The sequence below is a fragment of the Leifsonia williamsii genome, from assembly GCF_030433685.1.
GTDB classification, from domain to species: domain Bacteria; phylum Actinomycetota; class Actinomycetes; order Actinomycetales; family Microbacteriaceae; genus Leifsonia; species Leifsonia williamsii.
Genome location: NZ_JAROCF010000001.1, coordinates 1,049,470 through 1,066,548, shown reverse-complemented (window position 1 = coordinate 1,066,548; position 17,079 = coordinate 1,049,470). Strand labels below are relative to the sequence as shown.

Here is a 17,079-nt window from a genome sequence, read left to right as displayed (position 1 = left end):
TGCCGTCCGGTCAGCCCTCCCGCCGCACCGCCGGCGGCGCCCATCGGCCGTCGAGCGCTTCCGGGCGTGGCGCGTACAGCCGCAGGGTGACCCCGAGCGGTCCGTCCCCCGCGGGCAGCCAGTTCGGCAGGCGCGCGTCGTCCGGCCGGTCGCGCGAGAGGTAGAGGTCGAGCGACCCGTCCGGGTTGTAGATCAGCGGGTCGCGGTCGCCGAGTGCGAAGCGGCCCAGCTCGTTCGGGATCTGGAACCCCTCCCGGTCGTACATCGTCACCGACCAGAAGCCGTCGACCGGCGGCAGCCCCTCCGCGTCGAAGTGCAGCACGTAGTCCGTGCCGCCGTCGAGCGGCCGGCCGTCGGCGTCGGCGAGGAGCAGCGGATAGATGGCGTCCTCGACGGGGTTCGCGCCGAGCCCGACCTGGGTGACCATGGCGCGTGACAGGTACGCGTTGCCGTAGACGCCGATGTCGGTGAGCAGCAGTCCCCAGCCGTTGGCGCGCCTGGTGAGCTGCGCCGGGGCGGCAGCGAGGCGGGCGCGCGCATCGGCGACACCCTCAGCGATGGTCGCGCCGTCGGCGGCTGTCTCGTCGAACGGGCGGCCGGGAACGAGGCCCACGTGCGCCATCCGCGCCAGCACGTTGAAGTCCGTGGGATGCGGCGGGCTCACGCTCAGCGCCTGGGCGGCGAGGCGGAAGAACGCCGGAGCATCCAGCCCGTCGACATAGCGGAGCGGCTCCTCCTCCAGGTCCACGGTGGCCGACTCGACGGGCGGAGCGCCGGAACCGACCGGCGTGATGCCGAGTCCGTCCTGCAGCGCGTTGACCTCCGCGGCGTCATCCGGTCCGGCCTCGATCCTCCCGATGACCCACACCAGGGGCGTCGGCGCATGGATCGTGACGGCACCCTCCACGTCCGGGGTACCGGCCTCCGCGGTGAGCAGGTAGCGCTGCGGCCCGGTACCCGTCGTGCGGGCCCCCGGGTTGGCGAAGACCTCCGTCCACATGTCGAGCATCGGCAGCATGTAGTACCGCCCATGCGTGTCGGGCACGTCGATGACGACGGGCCCCGACCGCAGGTCGAGCCACGCGCTCGAATACAGGGTGTCGAAGTTCGGGCGGACGACCGTGCGGAAGGAGGCGTCCGGGAACCGCCGCAGGTGCCGGAACGCGTTCGGCGGCCCCTGCATCGGGTTCCCGGAGGCGCCCAGCACGCTCTGCTGCCGGGTCACCTCCATCGTGACGAGCGGGTAGAGGTACAGGTACGCCTCTGCCGCCAGCGCGCGGGTGTCGCTCAGGAAGTCGTTCATCGGCTGCGTTCCCCCCGGTGTGATGTCGTGCCCGCACGGTAGCGGGGACGCGCGGGGGGTGGCTATACGCGATTTCGAGGGGGCTCCGCCTCGGCGGCGCCCCCTCGAAAGGCATCAGGCGCCGGTGACCTCGTTCGCCGCGACACGTCGCGCGGCCAGGTCGCGCTGCATCTGCGACATGTTCTTGTCGATCTTGATGCAGTAGACGATGACGCCCTGCAGGATCGCGACGACGGCGGGCAGCCCGAGGTAGAGGAACACCTCCATCGAGGTGGCCGACGCCGGCTGGGTGGCAGCGCTCGCGTCGTACCGGCCTGCGGCGAGCAGCCACCCGACCAGGCCCACTCCGACGCCGGCCCCGAAGTTCTGGCCGGCGGTGGCGGCGGCGAAGGTCATTCCGTCGACGCGTACGCCCGACTTCCACTCGCCGTAGTCGACGATGTCGGCGATCAACGCGAACATGGAGGCCGCGGCCGGGATCGCCCCCACGGCGCGGACGAGCGAGCCGACGAGGACGACGGTCACGCTGGTCGGGTCGATGAAGGTGATCGCGACACCGACGAGAGTGATGCCGATGCCGACCAGCATGGGGATCCGCTTGCCGAACCGGCCGATGATCGCCGGCATGAACCAGATGCCGATGATCAGCGGGCCGAGGGTGACCAGGCTCAGGAGGCTGAAGATCGCCGGGTCCTTGAGCACGTCCTTGGCGAAGTAGACGCCGGCGCCCGCGCTGCCGCTGCTCAGATAGACGAGGAAGAAGAACGCGAACCCGAGGTAGAAGTAGGGGTTCCTGAACAGGATCTTCAGCAGCTGGCCCAGCGGGCGCTTGGCGCTGCGGTCGGTCTCCTTCGCCGGACGGACACGCTCGCGGGTTCCGAAGAACACGATCAGGAGGGTCACGAGCGAGATCGCGCCGTAGATGATCGCGGTGAGCGTCCACGCCTTCTGGCCGCCGCCGAACGCACCGATGATCGGGATGGTGAGCACGTTGACGGCGAGGCCCGTGACGAGCGCGCAGATGGTCCTGATCACGGTGAGCGAGACACGCATTGTGCTGTTCGACGTGATGACCGAGAGCAGCGTGTGGTACGCGAGGTTGGACGCGACGTAGCCGACGCCGAGGCAGAGGAAGTAGAAGACGAAGGCGTACACCTCCTTGCCGCCCTGGCTCAGCCCGGCCGGGACGTTGAACAGCAGGACGAACATCACGACCACGAACGGTGCGCTGAACAGGATCCACGGACGGGCCTTGCCCCAGCGGGTCGAGGTCTTGTCGATCAGCGTCCCGAGGATCAGGTCCATCGTCCCATCGAGCACGCGGCCGAGGAGCAGGAGGGTTCCCGCGATCGCCGCGCCCACCCCCACGGTGTCGGTGAGGTAGAACAGCAGGAAGCTCGTGATCAGGCCGAAGATCAGGTTGCCGCCGACGTCGCCGATGCCGTACGAGATCCGCTCCCGCAGCTTCAGGCGGACGCCGCTCGGGTCCTGCACGTCCTCACCGACACGCGTCGCAGCGAGATGGGAGGTGACTGATTCTTGATTGGTCATCGCGACGGCAGCGCGGAGCTGCTCGCCCGAGGTGCGTGTGGCGTCTTTCGCCATGAGGTGACTCCTTTGTCGGGTGCTGTGTGGGAGGGGGTGCCGGCGTGGATCTCGGTGCCGGCTTCGAGCCCGTCGTCGGTGCGGACGGTGACGACGATGCGTCCCGCTCCGGTCGGGCGGACGACGGCCACAGCGTGGCCCTCGTACGTGGTGTGCGAGGACCCGGTGAAGCTCTCCTCGGTGGCGGGCCGCGCGCTGGCGAGGCCCTGGAGCACGGCGGGGCCCGCGACGAGGACGACGACGCGCCTGTCGCTCGCGGTGACCGGCACACCATCGGCGTCGACGAGGTCGATGTCGACGTATGCGAGATCGGACGGCGACGCGTCGATGGTGCCGCGGTCCGCCACGACCTCCAGTCGCACCTCGTCGCTCGGGGAGCGCAGGCCGGTTCGTGCGGTCTCCCGTCCGTCCGTGTAGGCGATCGCGACCAGCTCGCCGCGGCGGAAAACCGTGTCGATCTCGCAGCGGAACCCGTTGCGGGAGCCGACCGCCGCGCGCCCGATGCTCTCGCCGTCGAGGATCAATTCGATCTCGTCGGCGTCGCTGTAGACCTCCACCGTGATCGGGGTCCCCTCGGCGACATCCCAGTCCCAGCTCGCGAGCGACTCGCTCCACGCCCACACCCCTGGCATCTGTGATCGACCGTGGGTGTCGGGCCGGCGGACGGCGATGTACGGCTCGTGGCGCAAGCCGAAGACGATCTCGCGGTAGTACGACGGCGGACGCCGGCGGCCGGTGATGTCGATGTCGCCGCAGCGGGCAAGCAGCCACGGATACTCGCCCATGAGCAGCGGTGTGCCCTCGTCTGCGTAGAGGGCCCGGCCGAGGCCGGCCTCGCCCAGGTAGTCCCAGCCGGTCCAGGTGAAGTCTCCGAGCAGGTTGGCGTGCTCGGAGATGACGGCCCAGTTCTCGGCGATGCGCACCGGCGAGGTCTCGGTGCCGACGGTGATGCGGTTCGGGAAGAGCTCGTGGTCAAGCAGGTAGCGTCGGTCGCCGTAGTTCAGGCCGGTGACGTCCAGGACGGCGAGGGACTCCTCGGTCGCTTCCGCCACCAGCTCCGAGGCGCTGATCTGGCCCATGATGTCGTTCATCTCACTCATCAGCGCGTTCACGCCGCCCTCGCTGCCCTGCTGCGAGGTCATCGCTGCGAAATGGCGGATGACGGACACCATCGGGTTCACACCGTTCGTGACGTACCGGCTCGAGTCGATCGCGCGCACGTGCTCGGCGAGGCGGCGGCTCCAGACGGAGGAGATCGGGTCGCCGGTCTCGGGGATCTCGTTGCCGATCGAGTAGAGGATCACGCTCGGGTGGTTGATGTCCTTGCGGACCATCGCCTCCACATCGCGCTGCCACCACTCGGCGAAGTCGATCGAGTAGTCGAAGGAGGTCTTGGCTTCGGCCCAGACGTCCGAGAACTCGTCCATCACGAGCATCCCGAGGCGGTCGCACGCGTCGAGCATGGCCGGGCTGATCGGGTTGTGAGCGCTGCGGATCGCGTTGAATCCTGCGGCCTTGAGCAGTTCGACGCGACGCTCCTCCGCACGCGGGATAGCCGCAGCACCGATCGGTCCGTTGTCGTGGTGGATGCACGCGCCGCGCAGCTTGACCGGCTCGCCGTTGATCCGCAGGCCGTACCGCGTGTCGAGCTGGAGGGTCCGGATGCCGAAGAGCGTGCTGCGGACATCGATCCGGTCGTCGTCGGCGACGGTGACCACAGCCCGATACAGGTTGGGGGTGTCGACGCTCCAACGCTGGGGCCGGTCGACGGCGAGACGTTGACGGACGACGGCGGGCTCTCCGGGGAGCACGGTGACGGGAGTCGTCGCCCGTGCCACCACGGCGCCGTCCGCGTCCTCGATGCGGGCGTCGACGCGGACCGTCCGCGGGCGGGTCCCCGCGTTCTCCACCGTCGTCGCCACAGCCGCGATCGCCAGCTCGTCATCGACGTCGGGGGTGCTCACCACGAGCCCGTCAGCGGCGACGTGCACCGGCTCCTGGACTGTGAGCCACACATCCCGGTAGATGCCCGCGCCGGAGTACCAGCGCGCATCCTGGTGCAGCCGGCACTCCACCCGGATCGTATTGGTCGCGCCGTAGTCCAGGAAGTCGTCCGCGACCACGCGGAAGGCGGCGTAGCCGGAGGCGCGGTGCCCGGCGAACCGATTGTTGATGTAGACCATCGCATCGCGGTAGACGCCCTCGAACTCGAGCCCGACGTGCTTGCCCGCCCAGTCGGCCGGCACCTCGAAGGTCTTCTCGTACTGGAACGCGCCTCCGGGGAAATACCCCGTGTCGTGGCTGCCGGCCGGGTCTCGGGGCTCACCGATCGCGGCGTCGTGCGGGAGGGTGACCGGCTGTGGCTCGGGGGCCGCGCCCCCGAGCTCGAAGAAGACGCTGACCTTGGGCCGCACGGTCCAACCGTCGTTGAACAGCGTCCGGCTCTCGGGCGAGGGGGTGGGGTGGGCGGCGATGACCATGAGACTCCTTTGTGCTACTAACGCGCGTTAGCGCTGGTTCGGGATGTTAGCATCGGTCTACTAACGCGCGCAAGTAATCGCGCAAGCGATCGGGGAGGCCACGTGCCCGGGCAACGGACCACCGCCACCGATGTGGCGAAAGCGGCGGGCGTCTCCCGCGCGACGGTGAGCTTCGTCCTCAACGCCACGCCCGGGCAGTCCATCTCCGACGCGGTCCGCGCACGTGTGCTGGCCGAAGCCTCCCGACTCGGCTACATGCCGCATCCGCAGGCACGAGCGCTCGCGAGCGGCCAGAGCAACATCGTGCTGATGGTGCTGCCGGAGTGGCCGATCGAGTACGTCACCCGTCAGCTCCTCGACGAGGCCACCGTCGAGCTCGACGAGGCCGGGTACTCCCTGGTCACCATGGACCCGCGGCGATCGCGGCGGGCGACGCCCCTGTGGGAGAGCCTGCGGCCCGACGTCGTCATGTCGATCGACCCCTTGGCGCCGAAGGTCCTCGAGTCCATCGAGCGCTCCGGCGCCGTCGTGATCAAGCACGGGCCGGAGATGCTTCCGATGTATCGCGTGGGCCCTGATCTGCAGGTGGGCCATCTGCTGAACCTCGGCCACACCTCGATCGCCTACGCGCACACTCCGATCGCCGCGATGCGCGACCTCGACCAGGAGCGCATGAGCCGCATCAGGAGGGGAGCCGAGGCCGCAGGCGCGGCGTTCCGCTCGGCCGAGGTCTCGGCGACGAACGCGCAGGAGGTGGTGCGCACGTGGTCCCGGGCCGGGGTCACCGCCGTCGCGGCCTTCAACGACGACACGGCCGCCTGGACGATCGGCGGCGCCCTGCGCTCCGGCCTCCGGGTGCCGGACGACCTCGCGGTGCTCGGGCATGACGACTCACCCATCGCCGCCATGTTCGTGCCCGCGATCTCCACGATCCACCTCGACCTCGCGGGCCTGGGCCGCGCGCTCGCGCAGCAGGCGCTGGCGGTCGCACGCGGAGGGGCGCAACCCGACATCGGAGACCCCTTCAGCCACGCGCGACTGATCCGGCGCGAATCCGCCTGAGCGACCCTTCCGGCCATCGGGCGACCACCTCCTCCAGGCCCGATCCGACAAGGTCCGCTACCGCCCGGCCCCGTTTGTCAACCGGGCCTCAACCCCGCGATTCCGCCTACGTTGTGCGCCGAAGCGGGACGACGACAGGGGATGAGTGTGCCGCCTCCGCGGATAAACAATCGATGGAGGTAGAACGATGAAAGCAGTGGTGTACGACGGTCCGCGCGAGGTCAGCGTCCAGGATGTCCCTGACGCCCGCATCGAACGGCCGACGGATGTACTCGTGCAGATCACCTCGACCAACATCTGCGGATCGGATCTGCACATGTATGAGGGCCGGACCGATTTCGAGACCGGACGATGGTTCGGTCACGAGAATCTCGGTCGTGTGATCGAGGTCGGCGACGGCGTCGACAAGGTCCAGGAGGGCGAGTACGTCGTCCTCCCGTTCAACGTCGCCTGCGGGCACTGCAAGAACTGCGAGCGCGGCCTCACCAACTACTGTCTGACCGCGCAGCCGAAGGCTGAGTGGGCGGGCGCCGCCTACGGGTTCGCCGACATGGGTCCGTGGGCCGGCGGTCAGGCCGACCTGCTCCGCGTCCCGTGGGGCGACTTCAACTGTCTGCGCCTGGGCGAGGACGCCGAGGAGAAGCAGTCGGACTACGTGATGCTGGCCGACATCTTCCCGACCGGCTACCACGCGACGGAGATGGCCGATGTGAAGCCCGGCGACCAGACGGTGATCTACGGCGCCGGGCCGGTCGGCTGCATGGCGGCCTACTCCGCCATCCTCAAGGGCGCGAGCAGGGTGATGGTCGTCGACCGCCACCCCGACCGGCTGAGGCTGGTGGAGGAGATCGGGGCCATCCCGATCGACGACTCGAAGGTCGACCCTGTCGAGGCCGTCAACGAGATGACCATGGGTCTCGGGGCCGACAACGGCTGCGAGTGCGTGGGCTACCAGGCGCACGACGTCGAGGGGCACGAGCATCCCAACATGACGCTCAACCGGCTGGTGCAGTCCGTCCGGTTCACCGGCACGATCGGCGTCGTCGGGGTGTACGTCCCGCAGGACCCCGGCGCCTCCGACGAGCTGGCGAAGCAGGGCGAGGTGGCGTTCGACTACGGCCAGTTCTGGTTCCGCGGCCAGACGATGGGAAGCGGCCAGGCGCCGGTCAAGAAGTACAACCGGCGACTGCGCGACCTCGTCGCGGCGGGCAAGGCGACGCCGTCCTGGATCGTCAGCCACGAGCTGAGCCTGGACGAGGCGCCGAACGCCTACGAGCACTTCGACAACCGCGACGACGGCTGGACGAAGGTCATCCTCCACCCGGCCGGGGCCGCCGCCTGACGACAGCGGGGCGGACGGCGTCGCCTGGGACTCCCCGGCGACGTCGCCCGCCCCCTGTCTCTTCGGGAGCAGCCATGGCCGGTCGCCTTCTCTCCGCCCGCCGCACCTTGATCTGCGTCGCCATCGGCATCGTGACGGGAACCGTCGCGGCGCTCGTCATCGATCCCCGCATCGGCCCGCTGGTCGGATGGTGCACAGCAGGCATCATCGACCTCGTCTGGGTCTGGCGCATCTGCTGGCCGAAGGACAGCGCCGGGACGGAGCGTCTGGCCCGCGAGGAGTCGACGACGCACATCACCGACGACGTCATCGTCGCCGCGTGCCTCGTCAGCATCGCGGCCGTCGTGGCGTCGGTGGTGCAGTCCAGCAACCGGAGCACCGACCTGGCCTCGATCGCGCTGGTGATCCTGGGCATGCTGGGGACGATCGTGGCGTGGGCGTTGGTGAACACCGTCTACGCGTTCAAATACGCCCGCATGTACTACGTGGACCACCACGGGAGCGGCTTCGACTTCAACCAGGAGTCCCCGCCCACCTACAGCGACTTCGCCTACCTGGCGTTCACCATCGGGATGTCCTACGGCGTCTCGGAGGTCGAGCCGAACGCGGTCGGGACGCGCCGCAAGGCGCTCATGCACGCGCTCCTGTCGTACTTCTTCGGCACGGTGCTCATCGCCGTCGCCATCAACATCGTGACCAGCCTCGGCGGACAGGGCTGAGCCCGGCCCTCCCCTATCTCGGCGCTGCGAACAAGCGCGCCGCGAGGGCGAGCACCCGCTGGGCGAAGGAGGCCGGGGACGCCTTGGACACCGGGGCGACGGCCGGCGCGGATTCGGCATGCCGGGGCACGCGCGGCAGGAACTCCACCAGGCCGCAGCGCGGGCAGGTGGACAGGTAGTTGTGGACGGCTAGCCCGACACCGTAGTAGGGGTTGGGCCGGACGCGCATCCGAGCCCGACACCGCGGGCACCAGCGCGGGCGCGTCATCTGATTCGGTTCGATCATCGTGTTCCAGCGGGTTTCGGGCGGTCGGGATGGGGTGGTGCCGTCGCGGTGACCCTCCCCACCCGACGGGGAGAGCCACCGCGCTCGCAGGTCGGACACGTCGACCGTGCCTCCACGGTAGGTCGGCCCCGGAGGCCGGGCTATCCGGTGGGCGAACACCGCTGTCCCGTTCGCGAACGACCGGTCGCCGGGACGGTCGGAACGCCTCGCGGGGCCTGCTTACAATCGCCGCATGGATCGGCCGCTCGGCGAACTCTTCGCCACTCACCGCGTCGCGGCCGGTCGCGGCGTCGAGCAGGCTCGGGAGGCCCTCTCCCAGGTGTTTCTCCCCGTGAACTTCCCGTTCGTGCCGGCCTCCGGAAGCGTGGGGATGACGCTCAACGCCCTCGACGTGGGCCGGGTCACCTGCGGTTTCATGCGGTTCCGCGAGGAGGTCTGCATCGAGACCGTCGAGGCGGAGAACTACCATCTCGACATCCCGGTCGACGGCCGAGCCGTCATGCGGGCGGGCGTCGGCCCGGAGATCCACGCCACCTCCCGGACCGCCGGCGTCTTCACACCCGGCAAGCCCGTGCGGCTCGACTGCAGCGCGTGGTTCTCGCAGCTGTCGGTCATGATCCCCCGCGATGAGCTCCAGCTCGAGCTGGAGCGGCTGCTCGGCCGCGAATCCGTCCGTCCACTCGAGTACACGAGGGAGCTCGACCTGACCGGGCCGGGCGGCCGCATGATGCTGCAGGCTCTGCTGACGATCGACGAGGCCTCCGCCATGCAGAGCGGACCGCTCGCTCACCCCCTGGCCCGCCTCCGGCTGGAGCAGACGCTCATCCAGTCACTGCTGTTCGCGCAACCCCACAACCACTCGGACGCGCTCCTGGCCCCGGCGCCCGACCCGGGCACGCGCCCCGTCTCGCGTGCCGTGGACCTCCTCCGCGCCGACCCCGCTCACCCGTGGACGGTCGTCGAGCTCGCGGCGAGGGTGTCGGTGAGTGCGCGCAGCCTCCAGCAGGGCTTCCGCCGCTCTCTCGACACGACCCCCATGGCCTATCTCCGCACGGTGCGGCTGGAGCACGTCAGAGAGGAGCTCTCCCGGGCCGAGCCCGGCACGGACAGCGTGACGGAGGCCGCCACCCGCTGGGGCTTCATCCACCTCGGGCGGTTCGCGGCGGCATACCGCCGGGCGTTCGGGGAGCATCCGTCGCAGACGCTGCGCGGGGCGGGGGGAGAACCAGGGGCCTGAGACGACAGAACGGGGCCGATCCGGCGCTCGCCGTCACTCCTCCGGAGCAGACTCCAGCCCCAAGTGCCGGCGCAGCGCCCTGGTCACGTCGTCGACCTCGTTCAGCTGGGCGGGCGTGAGGGCGTCGAGGAACAGTTCGCGCACGGCACGGAGGTGGGGCACGGAGCCGGCTCGGAACGCCGCCGATCCGGCGTCCGTGGCGATCACGTCGATCCCGTGGACGTCGTCCGCGCAGGCCTGGCGGCTGATCAGTCCGCGTCTCTCCATGCGGCCGAGGTGGTGGGAGAGCCTGCTGCGCTCCCAGCCGATCAGGTCCGCCAGCTCGGAGGAGCGGAGGGTGCGATCCTCGGCCTCGGTCAGGGCGAGCAGCACCTGGTAGTCGCCGGCGGACAGCTCGGATTCGCTCTGCAGCCTGCTGCCCAGACGGGTGCGGAGCACCTCGGCCGTCTCGATGTAGTCGCGCCAGATGCGGAGTTGCTCCCGCGTCGGGGCGCGGCGCGGTCTGTCCTCGTTCATCTCGTCTCCCTCTGGGAATTGACGCGTCAAGTCCATTGTTACAGCATTGACACGTCAATTCGGATGGTTCCGGAGGCGAGAGAGGTCGTGATCGACATGGGAGAACTCGAGTTCGGACTGAATTCTTTCGGGGACGTCGCCACCGACGGCGGCAGGGTCCTGTCCGACGCCGAGACGCTCGGCTGATGGTCCAGGAGGCACAGCTCGCCGAATCCGTCGGCCTCGACGTCTACAGCGTCGGCGAGCACTACCGCGAGGACATGGTCGACTCCGCCACGCCCGTGGTGCTCGCGGCCGCCGCTCAGGCGACGTCCACGATCCGGCTCGGCACGTCCGTCACGGTGCTGTCGACGCAGGACCCGGTGCGGCTGTACCAGCAGTTCTCCACGGTCGACGGGATCTCCGGCGGACGCGCGCAGCTCGTGCTCGGCCGCGCGTCGGCGATCGAGTCGTTCCCGCTGTTCGGCTACGACATCGCGCAGTACGAGGACATCTTCGACGAGAAGCTCGACCTCTTCCTCCGCCTCATGCGAGAGGATCGGGTCACCTGGTCCGGCCGGTACCGCAGCCCGCTCGAGTCGGTGCGGCTGCGCCCGCGGATGCCCGAGGGCGGCATCCCCGCCTGGATCGGCATCGGCGGCAGCCCCGACTCCGTCGTCCGCGCCGCCCGGTACGGCCTCCCCCTGATGATGGCGATCATCGGCGGCAAGCCGGAGCGCTTCGCCGGCCACGCCGAGCTCTACCTGCGAGCGCTGGCCCAGTTCGGGCAGCCGGAGCTGCCGATCGGGCAGCACTCGCTCGGGCTGATCGCGCCGACCGACGACGAGGCGAAGAACGAGCACTGGCAGTACTGGCGGCCGGTCGTGACCGCGCTGAGCGAGGAGCGCGGGTTCTACCCGCCCACCGCCGAACGGTACGCGCAGGAGGTCGCGACCGGCGCCCTCTACGTCGGCTCCCCCGAGACCGTCGCTCAGAAGCTGGCCGCGATCGTGCGCACCAACCACCTCTCGCGCTTCGACCTGAAGTACGACATCCGGCACCTGCCGGTGAAGGCCCGTGAGCGCAGCATCCGGCTCTTCGGCGAGCAGGTCGCGCCCCGCGTCCGCGAGCTGATCGCTGAGGACCCGGGCGACTGGCGCCTCACCGACCGCCACACGGCCCAGATCGTCACCGCCCGGGCGAACGCCCCGCAGTGACCTGCCCCACCGACCCACCGTCATCCGTTCCGACAGGAGACACACCATGACCGACATCACCGGCCTCGAATTCGGCCTCGACACCTTCGGCGACCTGCCCAGGGACGACCGGGGCGAGATCACCAGCTTCGCCCACGCGATCCGCGCCACCCGCGACGAGGCGATCCTCGCCGACGACCTCGGGGTGGACGCCTTCGCCGTGGGCGAGCACCACCGCCCCGAGTACGCCATCTCGACGCCGGAGACCGTGCTCGCCGGCATCGCCACCGCGACCGAGAACATCCGGCTCGGCTCCGGCGTGACCGTGCTGTCCTCCGACGACCCGGTGCGGGTGTTCCAGCGGTTCGCAACCGTCGACGCCCTCTCGAACGGGCGAGCGGAGGTGATCCTGGGCCGCGGGTCCTTCACCGAGTCTTTCCCGCTGTTCGGGTACGACCTGGCGGACTACGACCTGCTCTTCGAGGAGAAGATCGACCTCTTCAACAAGCTGCTGGACGAGAAGCCGGTCAGCTGGGAGGGCACCACGAGGGCCGCCCTGCACGAGGCCGACGTGTTCCCGAAGACGGAGTCCGGGCGCCTGCGCACCTGGGTCGGCGTCGGCGGCACACCGCAGTCGGTGCTGCGCACGGCGCACTACGGGTTCCGGCTCATGCTCGCGATCATCGGCGGCGCACCCTCCCGCTTCACGCCGTACGTCGACCTGTACCGCCGGGCGGCCGAGCAGTTCGGCACAGAGGCCCTCCCCGTGGGGATGCACTCCCCCGGGTTCATCGCCGAGACCGACGAGGAGGCGATGGAGCTGTTCTATCCCGGCTACAAGGTGATCCGCGACCGGATCGGCGCCCTGCGCGGCTGGCCGCCGCTGCAGCGGCAGGAGTTCGAGGCGGACGTCGCGCACGGCTCGCTCTACATCGGCTCCCCCGAGACCGTCGCCCGCAAGATGGCCGACGCCATCCGCACGCTCGACGTGGGCCGCTTCGACCTCATCTACACCGCCGGCGGAGCCATGCGGGCGAGCGACCGGATGCGGGCCGTCGAGCTCTACGGCACGACGGTCATCCCGATGGTGCGCGACCTGCTCGCCGAGGCACCGAAGCCCGCTACCGGCGCCGCATTCCGGCGCTGACGAAAGGATGGACATGAACGACCACATCCACACGGGCGGAATCCGCACCGTCGGCATCCTGGGAGCGGGCAAGGTCGGCACCGTCCTCGCGAGGCTCGCCCTCGCGGCGGGCTACCGCGTGCTGATCTCCGGCTCCGGCGACGCCGACCGCATCGCCCTCACCGTCGACGTCCTCACCCCGGGCGCCACGGCCACCCGTCCCGAGGAGGCGGCAGAAGGGGCGGACGTCGTGATCCTCGCCCTGCCCCTGGGGAACTACCGCGACCTCCCGGTCGAGCAGCTGCGCGGCAAACTCGTCATCGACGCGATGAACTACTGGTGGGAGACCGACGGCATCCGCGACGACCTGAACGACCCCCTCACCTCGACAAGCGAGATCGTGCAGGAGTTCCTCTCCGGCTCCCGCGTCGTGAAAGCCCTGAACCACATGGGCTACCACGACCTCGAGGAGGAGAGCCGCCCGGCCGGTGCACCGGAACGCAAGGCCATCGCCATCGCCGGCGACCACGCAGCCGACGTCGACCGCGTCGCCGCCCTGATCGATGCCCTTGGCTTCGACCCGGTGGTCGCCGGCCCGCTCGCCGCCGGCGCCCTCCTGCAGCCGGGCCGCCCGACCTTCGGCGCGGACGTGCCGGCCGACGAGCTGCGCTCGCTGATCGACGCGGCCGACGGGGCTCCGAGCGGCTCTCGGAGCGCCGTCCGCGCGATCGGCCCTGCTACTGCTGGATGAAGGCCAGGATGTCCGCGTTGAGGACGTCGGCGTGGGTGGTCAGCATGCCGTGCGGGTAGCCCTCGTAGATCTTGAGGGTCGCGTTCTGCAGCAGCTCGGCCTGCTTCAGCGACGCGTCCTTGTACGGGACGATCTGGTCGTCGTCGCCCTGGGCGACCAGGACCGGCACGCTGATCGCCTTCAGGTCCTCGGTCTGGTCGGTCTCCGAGAACGCCTTGATGCCTTCGTAGTGGGCGAGGGCGCTGCCCGTCATCCCCTGCCGCCACCAGTTGTCGACCACGGGCTGCGACAGCGTGACGCCCTCACGGTTGAAGCCGTAGAACGGGCCGGAGGCGACAGCCTCGAAGAACTCGGCACGGTTCGCCGCGAGCGCCTCGCGGAACCCGTCGAAGACAGAGATCGGCGTGCCCTCCGGGTTCGCGTCGGTCTGCACCATCAGCGGGGGAACGGCCGCGACCAGCACGGCCTTGGCGACGCGTCCCTGCGGTTCTCCGTACTTGGCGACGTACCGCGCGACCTGGCCACCGCCGGTGGAGTGGCCGATGTGGACGGCATTGCGGAGGTCGAGGTGCTCAACCACGGCGGAGGCGTCGGACGCGTAGTGGTCCATGTCGTGGCCGGTGCCGATCTGCGACGACCGCCCGTGACCCCGGCGATCGCTCGCGACGACGCGGTATCCCTTGCCGAGGAAGTACAGCATCTGGGCGTCCCAGTCGTCCGACGACAGCGGCCATCCGTGGTGGAACATGATCGGCTGGGCGTCACGGGGACCCCAGTCCTTGTAGAAGATCTCCGCACCGTCATCGGTGGTGACAAAAGACATGATGGGTCCTCCCGTTGTGCTCATGCGTGGGCCGAAAGCCGTTCGGCCACCCTGAAGCGATGATGTTCGCGGGGCGTTTCCGGCTCGTGAACGACGCGCGTCAGGATGATGACGATCCTGGCAGGGAGCGGGCCCGCGCGTCGAGGGTCGACGGGGTCTTCCCCGCGATGTCGCCCAGACGGGGCGTTCGTGAGGGTCAGGCGCGAATGGGAATCTAGAAACGTTCCCCGACCAGCAGATTCAATGGCGGAGACGGAGGGATTTGAACCCTCGGTCCCCTATCGGGGACTCCACCTTAGCAGGGTGGTGCACTAGGCCTGACTATGCGACGTCTCCAGCGCGACCGGCTGACGCTGGACGCACGACAGCCATCATAACGGACGAATCCGTCGCTCCCGGACACGGGTTTCTCAGGCTCCGACCACCGTCGGGTCGAAGGAGGTCGTGAAGAGGCCCGCGACGATCGAGATGGTCCAGGCGATGGTCACCACGATCGCCACCAGGTACACGACGGCGGCCACGATCACTGGCGCGAGGGCGCTGCGGGGCGTCACCTTGCGCAGCACCACCGCGCGGCCGATCGTGTAGACCAGGCCGCCGAGGAACGACCAGGCCCAGTGGAAGGGGCGCTCGACTCCGCGGGATGCGAGCGCCCGGTGGTCCAGCCACGAGAAGACGACCGTCGCGGCGGTCGCCGCCACCGAGACGAACTGCACCACGAAGAACATCGGGCCGCCCACCAGGGCGAGCGGGTCACCGACGAGGGTTCCGGAGGTGGTGGGGCGCAGCGCCATGTGCGGCTGAACCAGCGGCAGCAGCAGCACCGACACCAGCGGCAGCAACGCGACCAGCCACACCCACACCGTCTGCACGGGGGTCTCGAGAGGGAGCCGCCGGCGCGGGAGGGTCTGGGCGACCTGCGGGGTCCACTGCGCGCCGTCCCACCAGCGCAGCGGCGCGGCGCGCCACGGGTCCCCGTACCATCCCGGCGCGGCAGGCGCCGGCTCCGCAGTCCCCGACGAGCTCATCGCTCCCCTTCCGTCTTCTGCACCTTACCCGCCCAGTTCGCCGGTCAGCCGCTCGTGGAACAGCCGGCTGTGGTCGTTCAGCCCGACCAGCTCCACCGCGGCCCCGTGCGTCGCGTATTTGGTCTCGACGGCGTCCAGGGCGGCGACGCTCGAGGCGTCCCAGACGTGCGAGCCGCTGAGGTCGATGACGACGCGGGCGGGGTCGTCGGCGTACGAGAACTGCTCCGTCAGGTCGTTGCTCGACGCGAAGAACAGCGGGCCGAGCACGCGGTAGTGGGCGGCCGAACCGTCCTCCGAGAGTGTCCGCGAGACGCGCACCACGTGGGTGATCCGGCGGGCGAACAGCACCAGGGCCAGCAGCACGCCGACACCCACGCCGGTCGCCAGGTTGCCGGTCGCGACGACGACCGCGACCGTGACGACCATCACCAGCGTCTCCGGCACAGGCATCCGCTTGAGCGTGGAGGGGCGCACGCTGTGCCAGTCGACCGTGCGCAGGGCGACGACCATCATCACGGCCGCCAGGGCCGCCATGGGGATCGCGGCCATCACCGGCGAGAGCACGGCGACCATCAGCAGCAGCGCGAGCCCGGCGACCAGGGTGGAGATGCGGGTGCGGGCGCGGCCGAGCTCCACGTTCACGACGGTCTGGCCGATCATCGCGCAGCCGGCGACGCCTCCCCACAGCCCGGCCAGCAGGTTCGCGACGCCGAGACCCCACGACTCCCGCCCCTTCGCCGAGCGGCTGTCGGTGAGGTCGTCGACGAGCTTGGCGGTGAGGAGGCTCTCCAGCAGCCCGACCAGCGCGGCCGCCAGCGCGGTGGGCGCGATGATCTGCAGCGTCTCGAGGTCGAACGGCACCGTCCACGGCGTCAGCCCTGGCAGCGCGCCGCTGACGGAGCCCTCGTCGCCGACGGTCGGCACATCCAGCCCGAAGAAGAAGGCCGCGGCCGTGACGACCACGATCGCGACGAGCGGCGCCGGCACCGCCTTCGTGAACCGCGGCAGCACCACGACGATGAGGATGGTCGCGGCGAACAGCGGATACACCTGCCAGGGCACGTCCACGACATGCGACACCTGCGCGACGAAGATCAGCACCCCGAGCGCGTTCACGAAGCCGACCATCACCGAGCGCGGGATGTACCGCACCAGCCGCGCGAGCCCGGCTGCGCCGAACGCGACCTGGATCAGCCCGGTCAGCAGCACCGTCGGCAGCATGTAGCCGACGCCATGCGCCTGCACCATGGGCGCGAGGACGAGCGCGACCGACCCCGCCGCCGCGGAGACCATCGCGGGCCTCCCGCCGAGGAACGACATCGCCACCGCGAGCACGACCGACGAGATCAGCGCCACATCCGGCCCGACGCCCGAGATCAGCGAGAACGAGATGACCTCGGGGATGAGCGCGAGGGTCGTCACCAGCCCGGCGAGCACCTCCGTCGTCAGCAGCCGCGGCCTGCGCAGCACCGCGAGCGCCGGCACCTGCCCGTTCGGGAGACGGAGGCCGGTCGATTCGGGAGCGGAGGGGGCGACGGGCATGGTCGGGTGCGCCGGACGGCCGCGAGAAGACCGCGCGGCAGTCCTTTCGGCAGCGGGGGGGGAGGAGGGTTCAAGCCTAACGAC

The 17,079-nt window shown here is 69.9% G+C and carries 14 protein-coding genes and 1 tRNA gene; 7 read left to right on the top strand and 8 right to left on the bottom strand.

Annotation, left to right across the window (positions count from 1 at the left end; genetic code table 11):
* Positions 1 to 10 precede the first annotated feature (10 nt).
* From P5G50_RS05035 to P5G50_RS05025, 3 genes are all read right to left on the bottom strand, one after another.
* Positions 11 to 1,303 carry a DUF1254 domain-containing protein gene (locus P5G50_RS05035; protein WP_301210223.1) on the bottom strand — a complete coding sequence of 431 codons (1,293 nt, stop codon included), beginning with the start codon at positions 1,301 to 1,303 and terminating at the stop codon, positions 11 to 13.
* A gap of 114 nt (positions 1,304 to 1,417) precedes the next feature.
* Positions 1,418 to 2,908 carry an MFS transporter gene (locus P5G50_RS05030; protein WP_301210222.1) on the bottom strand — a complete coding sequence of 497 codons (1,491 nt, stop codon included), beginning with the start codon at positions 2,906 to 2,908 and terminating at the stop codon, positions 1,418 to 1,420.
* Positions 2,851 to 5,388 carry a glycoside hydrolase family 2 TIM barrel-domain containing protein gene (locus P5G50_RS05025; RefSeq protein ID WP_301210221.1) on the bottom strand — a complete coding sequence of 846 codons (2,538 nt, stop codon included), beginning with the start codon at positions 5,386 to 5,388 and terminating at the stop codon, positions 2,851 to 2,853. Before P5G50_RS05025 ends, P5G50_RS05030 begins: the two co-directional genes overlap by 58 nt.
* A gap of 102 nt (positions 5,389 to 5,490) precedes the next feature.
* On the opposite strand from P5G50_RS05025, the gene P5G50_RS05020 reads away from it, so the two are divergent.
* The 4 genes from P5G50_RS05020 to P5G50_RS05005 all read left to right on the top strand — a co-directional run bounded on the left by P5G50_RS05020 (position 5,491) and on the right by P5G50_RS05005 (position 10,034).
* A complete protein-coding gene (locus P5G50_RS05020) occupies positions 5,491 to 6,450 on the top strand; it encodes a LacI family DNA-binding transcriptional regulator (RefSeq protein WP_301210220.1) in 960 nt (319 codons plus the stop codon).
* A gap of 187 nt (positions 6,451 to 6,637) precedes the next feature.
* Positions 6,638 to 7,792 (top strand): glutathione-independent formaldehyde dehydrogenase, encoded by a 1,155-nt coding sequence (locus P5G50_RS05015; protein WP_301210219.1) that lies wholly within the window; start codon positions 6,638 to 6,640, stop codon positions 7,790 to 7,792.
* Positions 7,793 to 7,866: 74 nt separating this feature from the next.
* Complete coding sequence (locus P5G50_RS05010) at positions 7,867 to 8,511, top strand: DUF1345 domain-containing protein (RefSeq protein WP_301210218.1); 645 nt, start codon at positions 7,867 to 7,869, stop codon at positions 8,509 to 8,511.
* A gap of 518 nt (positions 8,512 to 9,029) precedes the next feature.
* On the top strand, positions 9,030 to 10,034 hold the full coding sequence (locus P5G50_RS05005; protein ID WP_301210217.1) for an AraC family transcriptional regulator: 1,005 nt from the start codon (positions 9,030 to 9,032) through the stop codon (positions 10,032 to 10,034).
* A 33-nt stretch (positions 10,035 to 10,067) separates the two neighbouring features.
* Here P5G50_RS05005 and P5G50_RS05000 read toward each other — a convergent pair whose 3' ends face one another.
* Positions 10,068 to 10,550, bottom strand: coding sequence for a MarR family winged helix-turn-helix transcriptional regulator (locus P5G50_RS05000; RefSeq protein WP_301210216.1), 483 nt, complete (start codon positions 10,548 to 10,550; stop codon positions 10,068 to 10,070).
* 185 nt (positions 10,551 to 10,735) lie between these two features.
* Between P5G50_RS05000 and P5G50_RS04995 the strand changes: the two genes are divergently transcribed.
* Genes P5G50_RS04995 through P5G50_RS04985 form a run of 3 tightly spaced genes read left to right on the top strand, consistent with a single transcriptional unit; the run spans position 10,736 to position 13,602 of the window.
* A complete protein-coding gene (locus tag P5G50_RS04995; protein ID WP_301210215.1) occupies positions 10,736 to 11,746 on the top strand; it encodes an LLM class flavin-dependent oxidoreductase in 1,011 nt (336 codons plus the stop codon).
* Positions 11,747 to 11,792: 46 nt separating this feature from the next.
* Entirely contained in the window at positions 11,793 to 12,872 is a 1,080-nt protein-coding gene (locus tag P5G50_RS04990) for an LLM class flavin-dependent oxidoreductase (protein WP_301210214.1), read from the top strand.
* 13 nt (positions 12,873 to 12,885) lie between these two features.
* The gene (locus tag P5G50_RS04985; protein ID WP_301210212.1) at positions 12,886 to 13,602 is read left to right on the top strand and encodes an NADPH-dependent F420 reductase; all 717 of its coding nucleotides are present in this window, start codon (positions 12,886 to 12,888) and stop codon (positions 13,600 to 13,602) included.
* Here the strand turns inward: P5G50_RS04985 and P5G50_RS04980 are convergent.
* From P5G50_RS04980 to P5G50_RS04965, 4 genes are all read right to left on the bottom strand, one after another.
* Entirely contained in the window at positions 13,589 to 14,425 is an 837-nt protein-coding gene (locus tag P5G50_RS04980; protein WP_301210210.1) for an alpha/beta fold hydrolase, read from the bottom strand. The genes P5G50_RS04985 and P5G50_RS04980 overlap by 14 nt on opposite strands.
* 244 nt (positions 14,426 to 14,669) lie before the next feature.
* Positions 14,670 to 14,761, bottom strand: a tRNA-Ser gene (locus P5G50_RS04975).
* Positions 14,762 to 14,835: 74 nt separating this feature from the next.
* Positions 14,836 to 15,453 (bottom strand): DUF2510 domain-containing protein, encoded by a 618-nt coding sequence (locus tag P5G50_RS04970; protein WP_301210209.1) that lies wholly within the window; start codon positions 15,451 to 15,453, stop codon positions 14,836 to 14,838.
* Positions 15,454 to 15,477: 24 nt separating this feature from the next.
* Positions 15,478 to 16,995: a SulP family inorganic anion transporter gene (locus tag P5G50_RS04965; protein WP_301210207.1), complete on the bottom strand. Its 1,518-nt coding sequence runs from the start codon at positions 16,993 to 16,995 to the stop codon at positions 15,478 to 15,480.
* Positions 16,996 to 17,079: the final 84 nt, after the last annotated feature.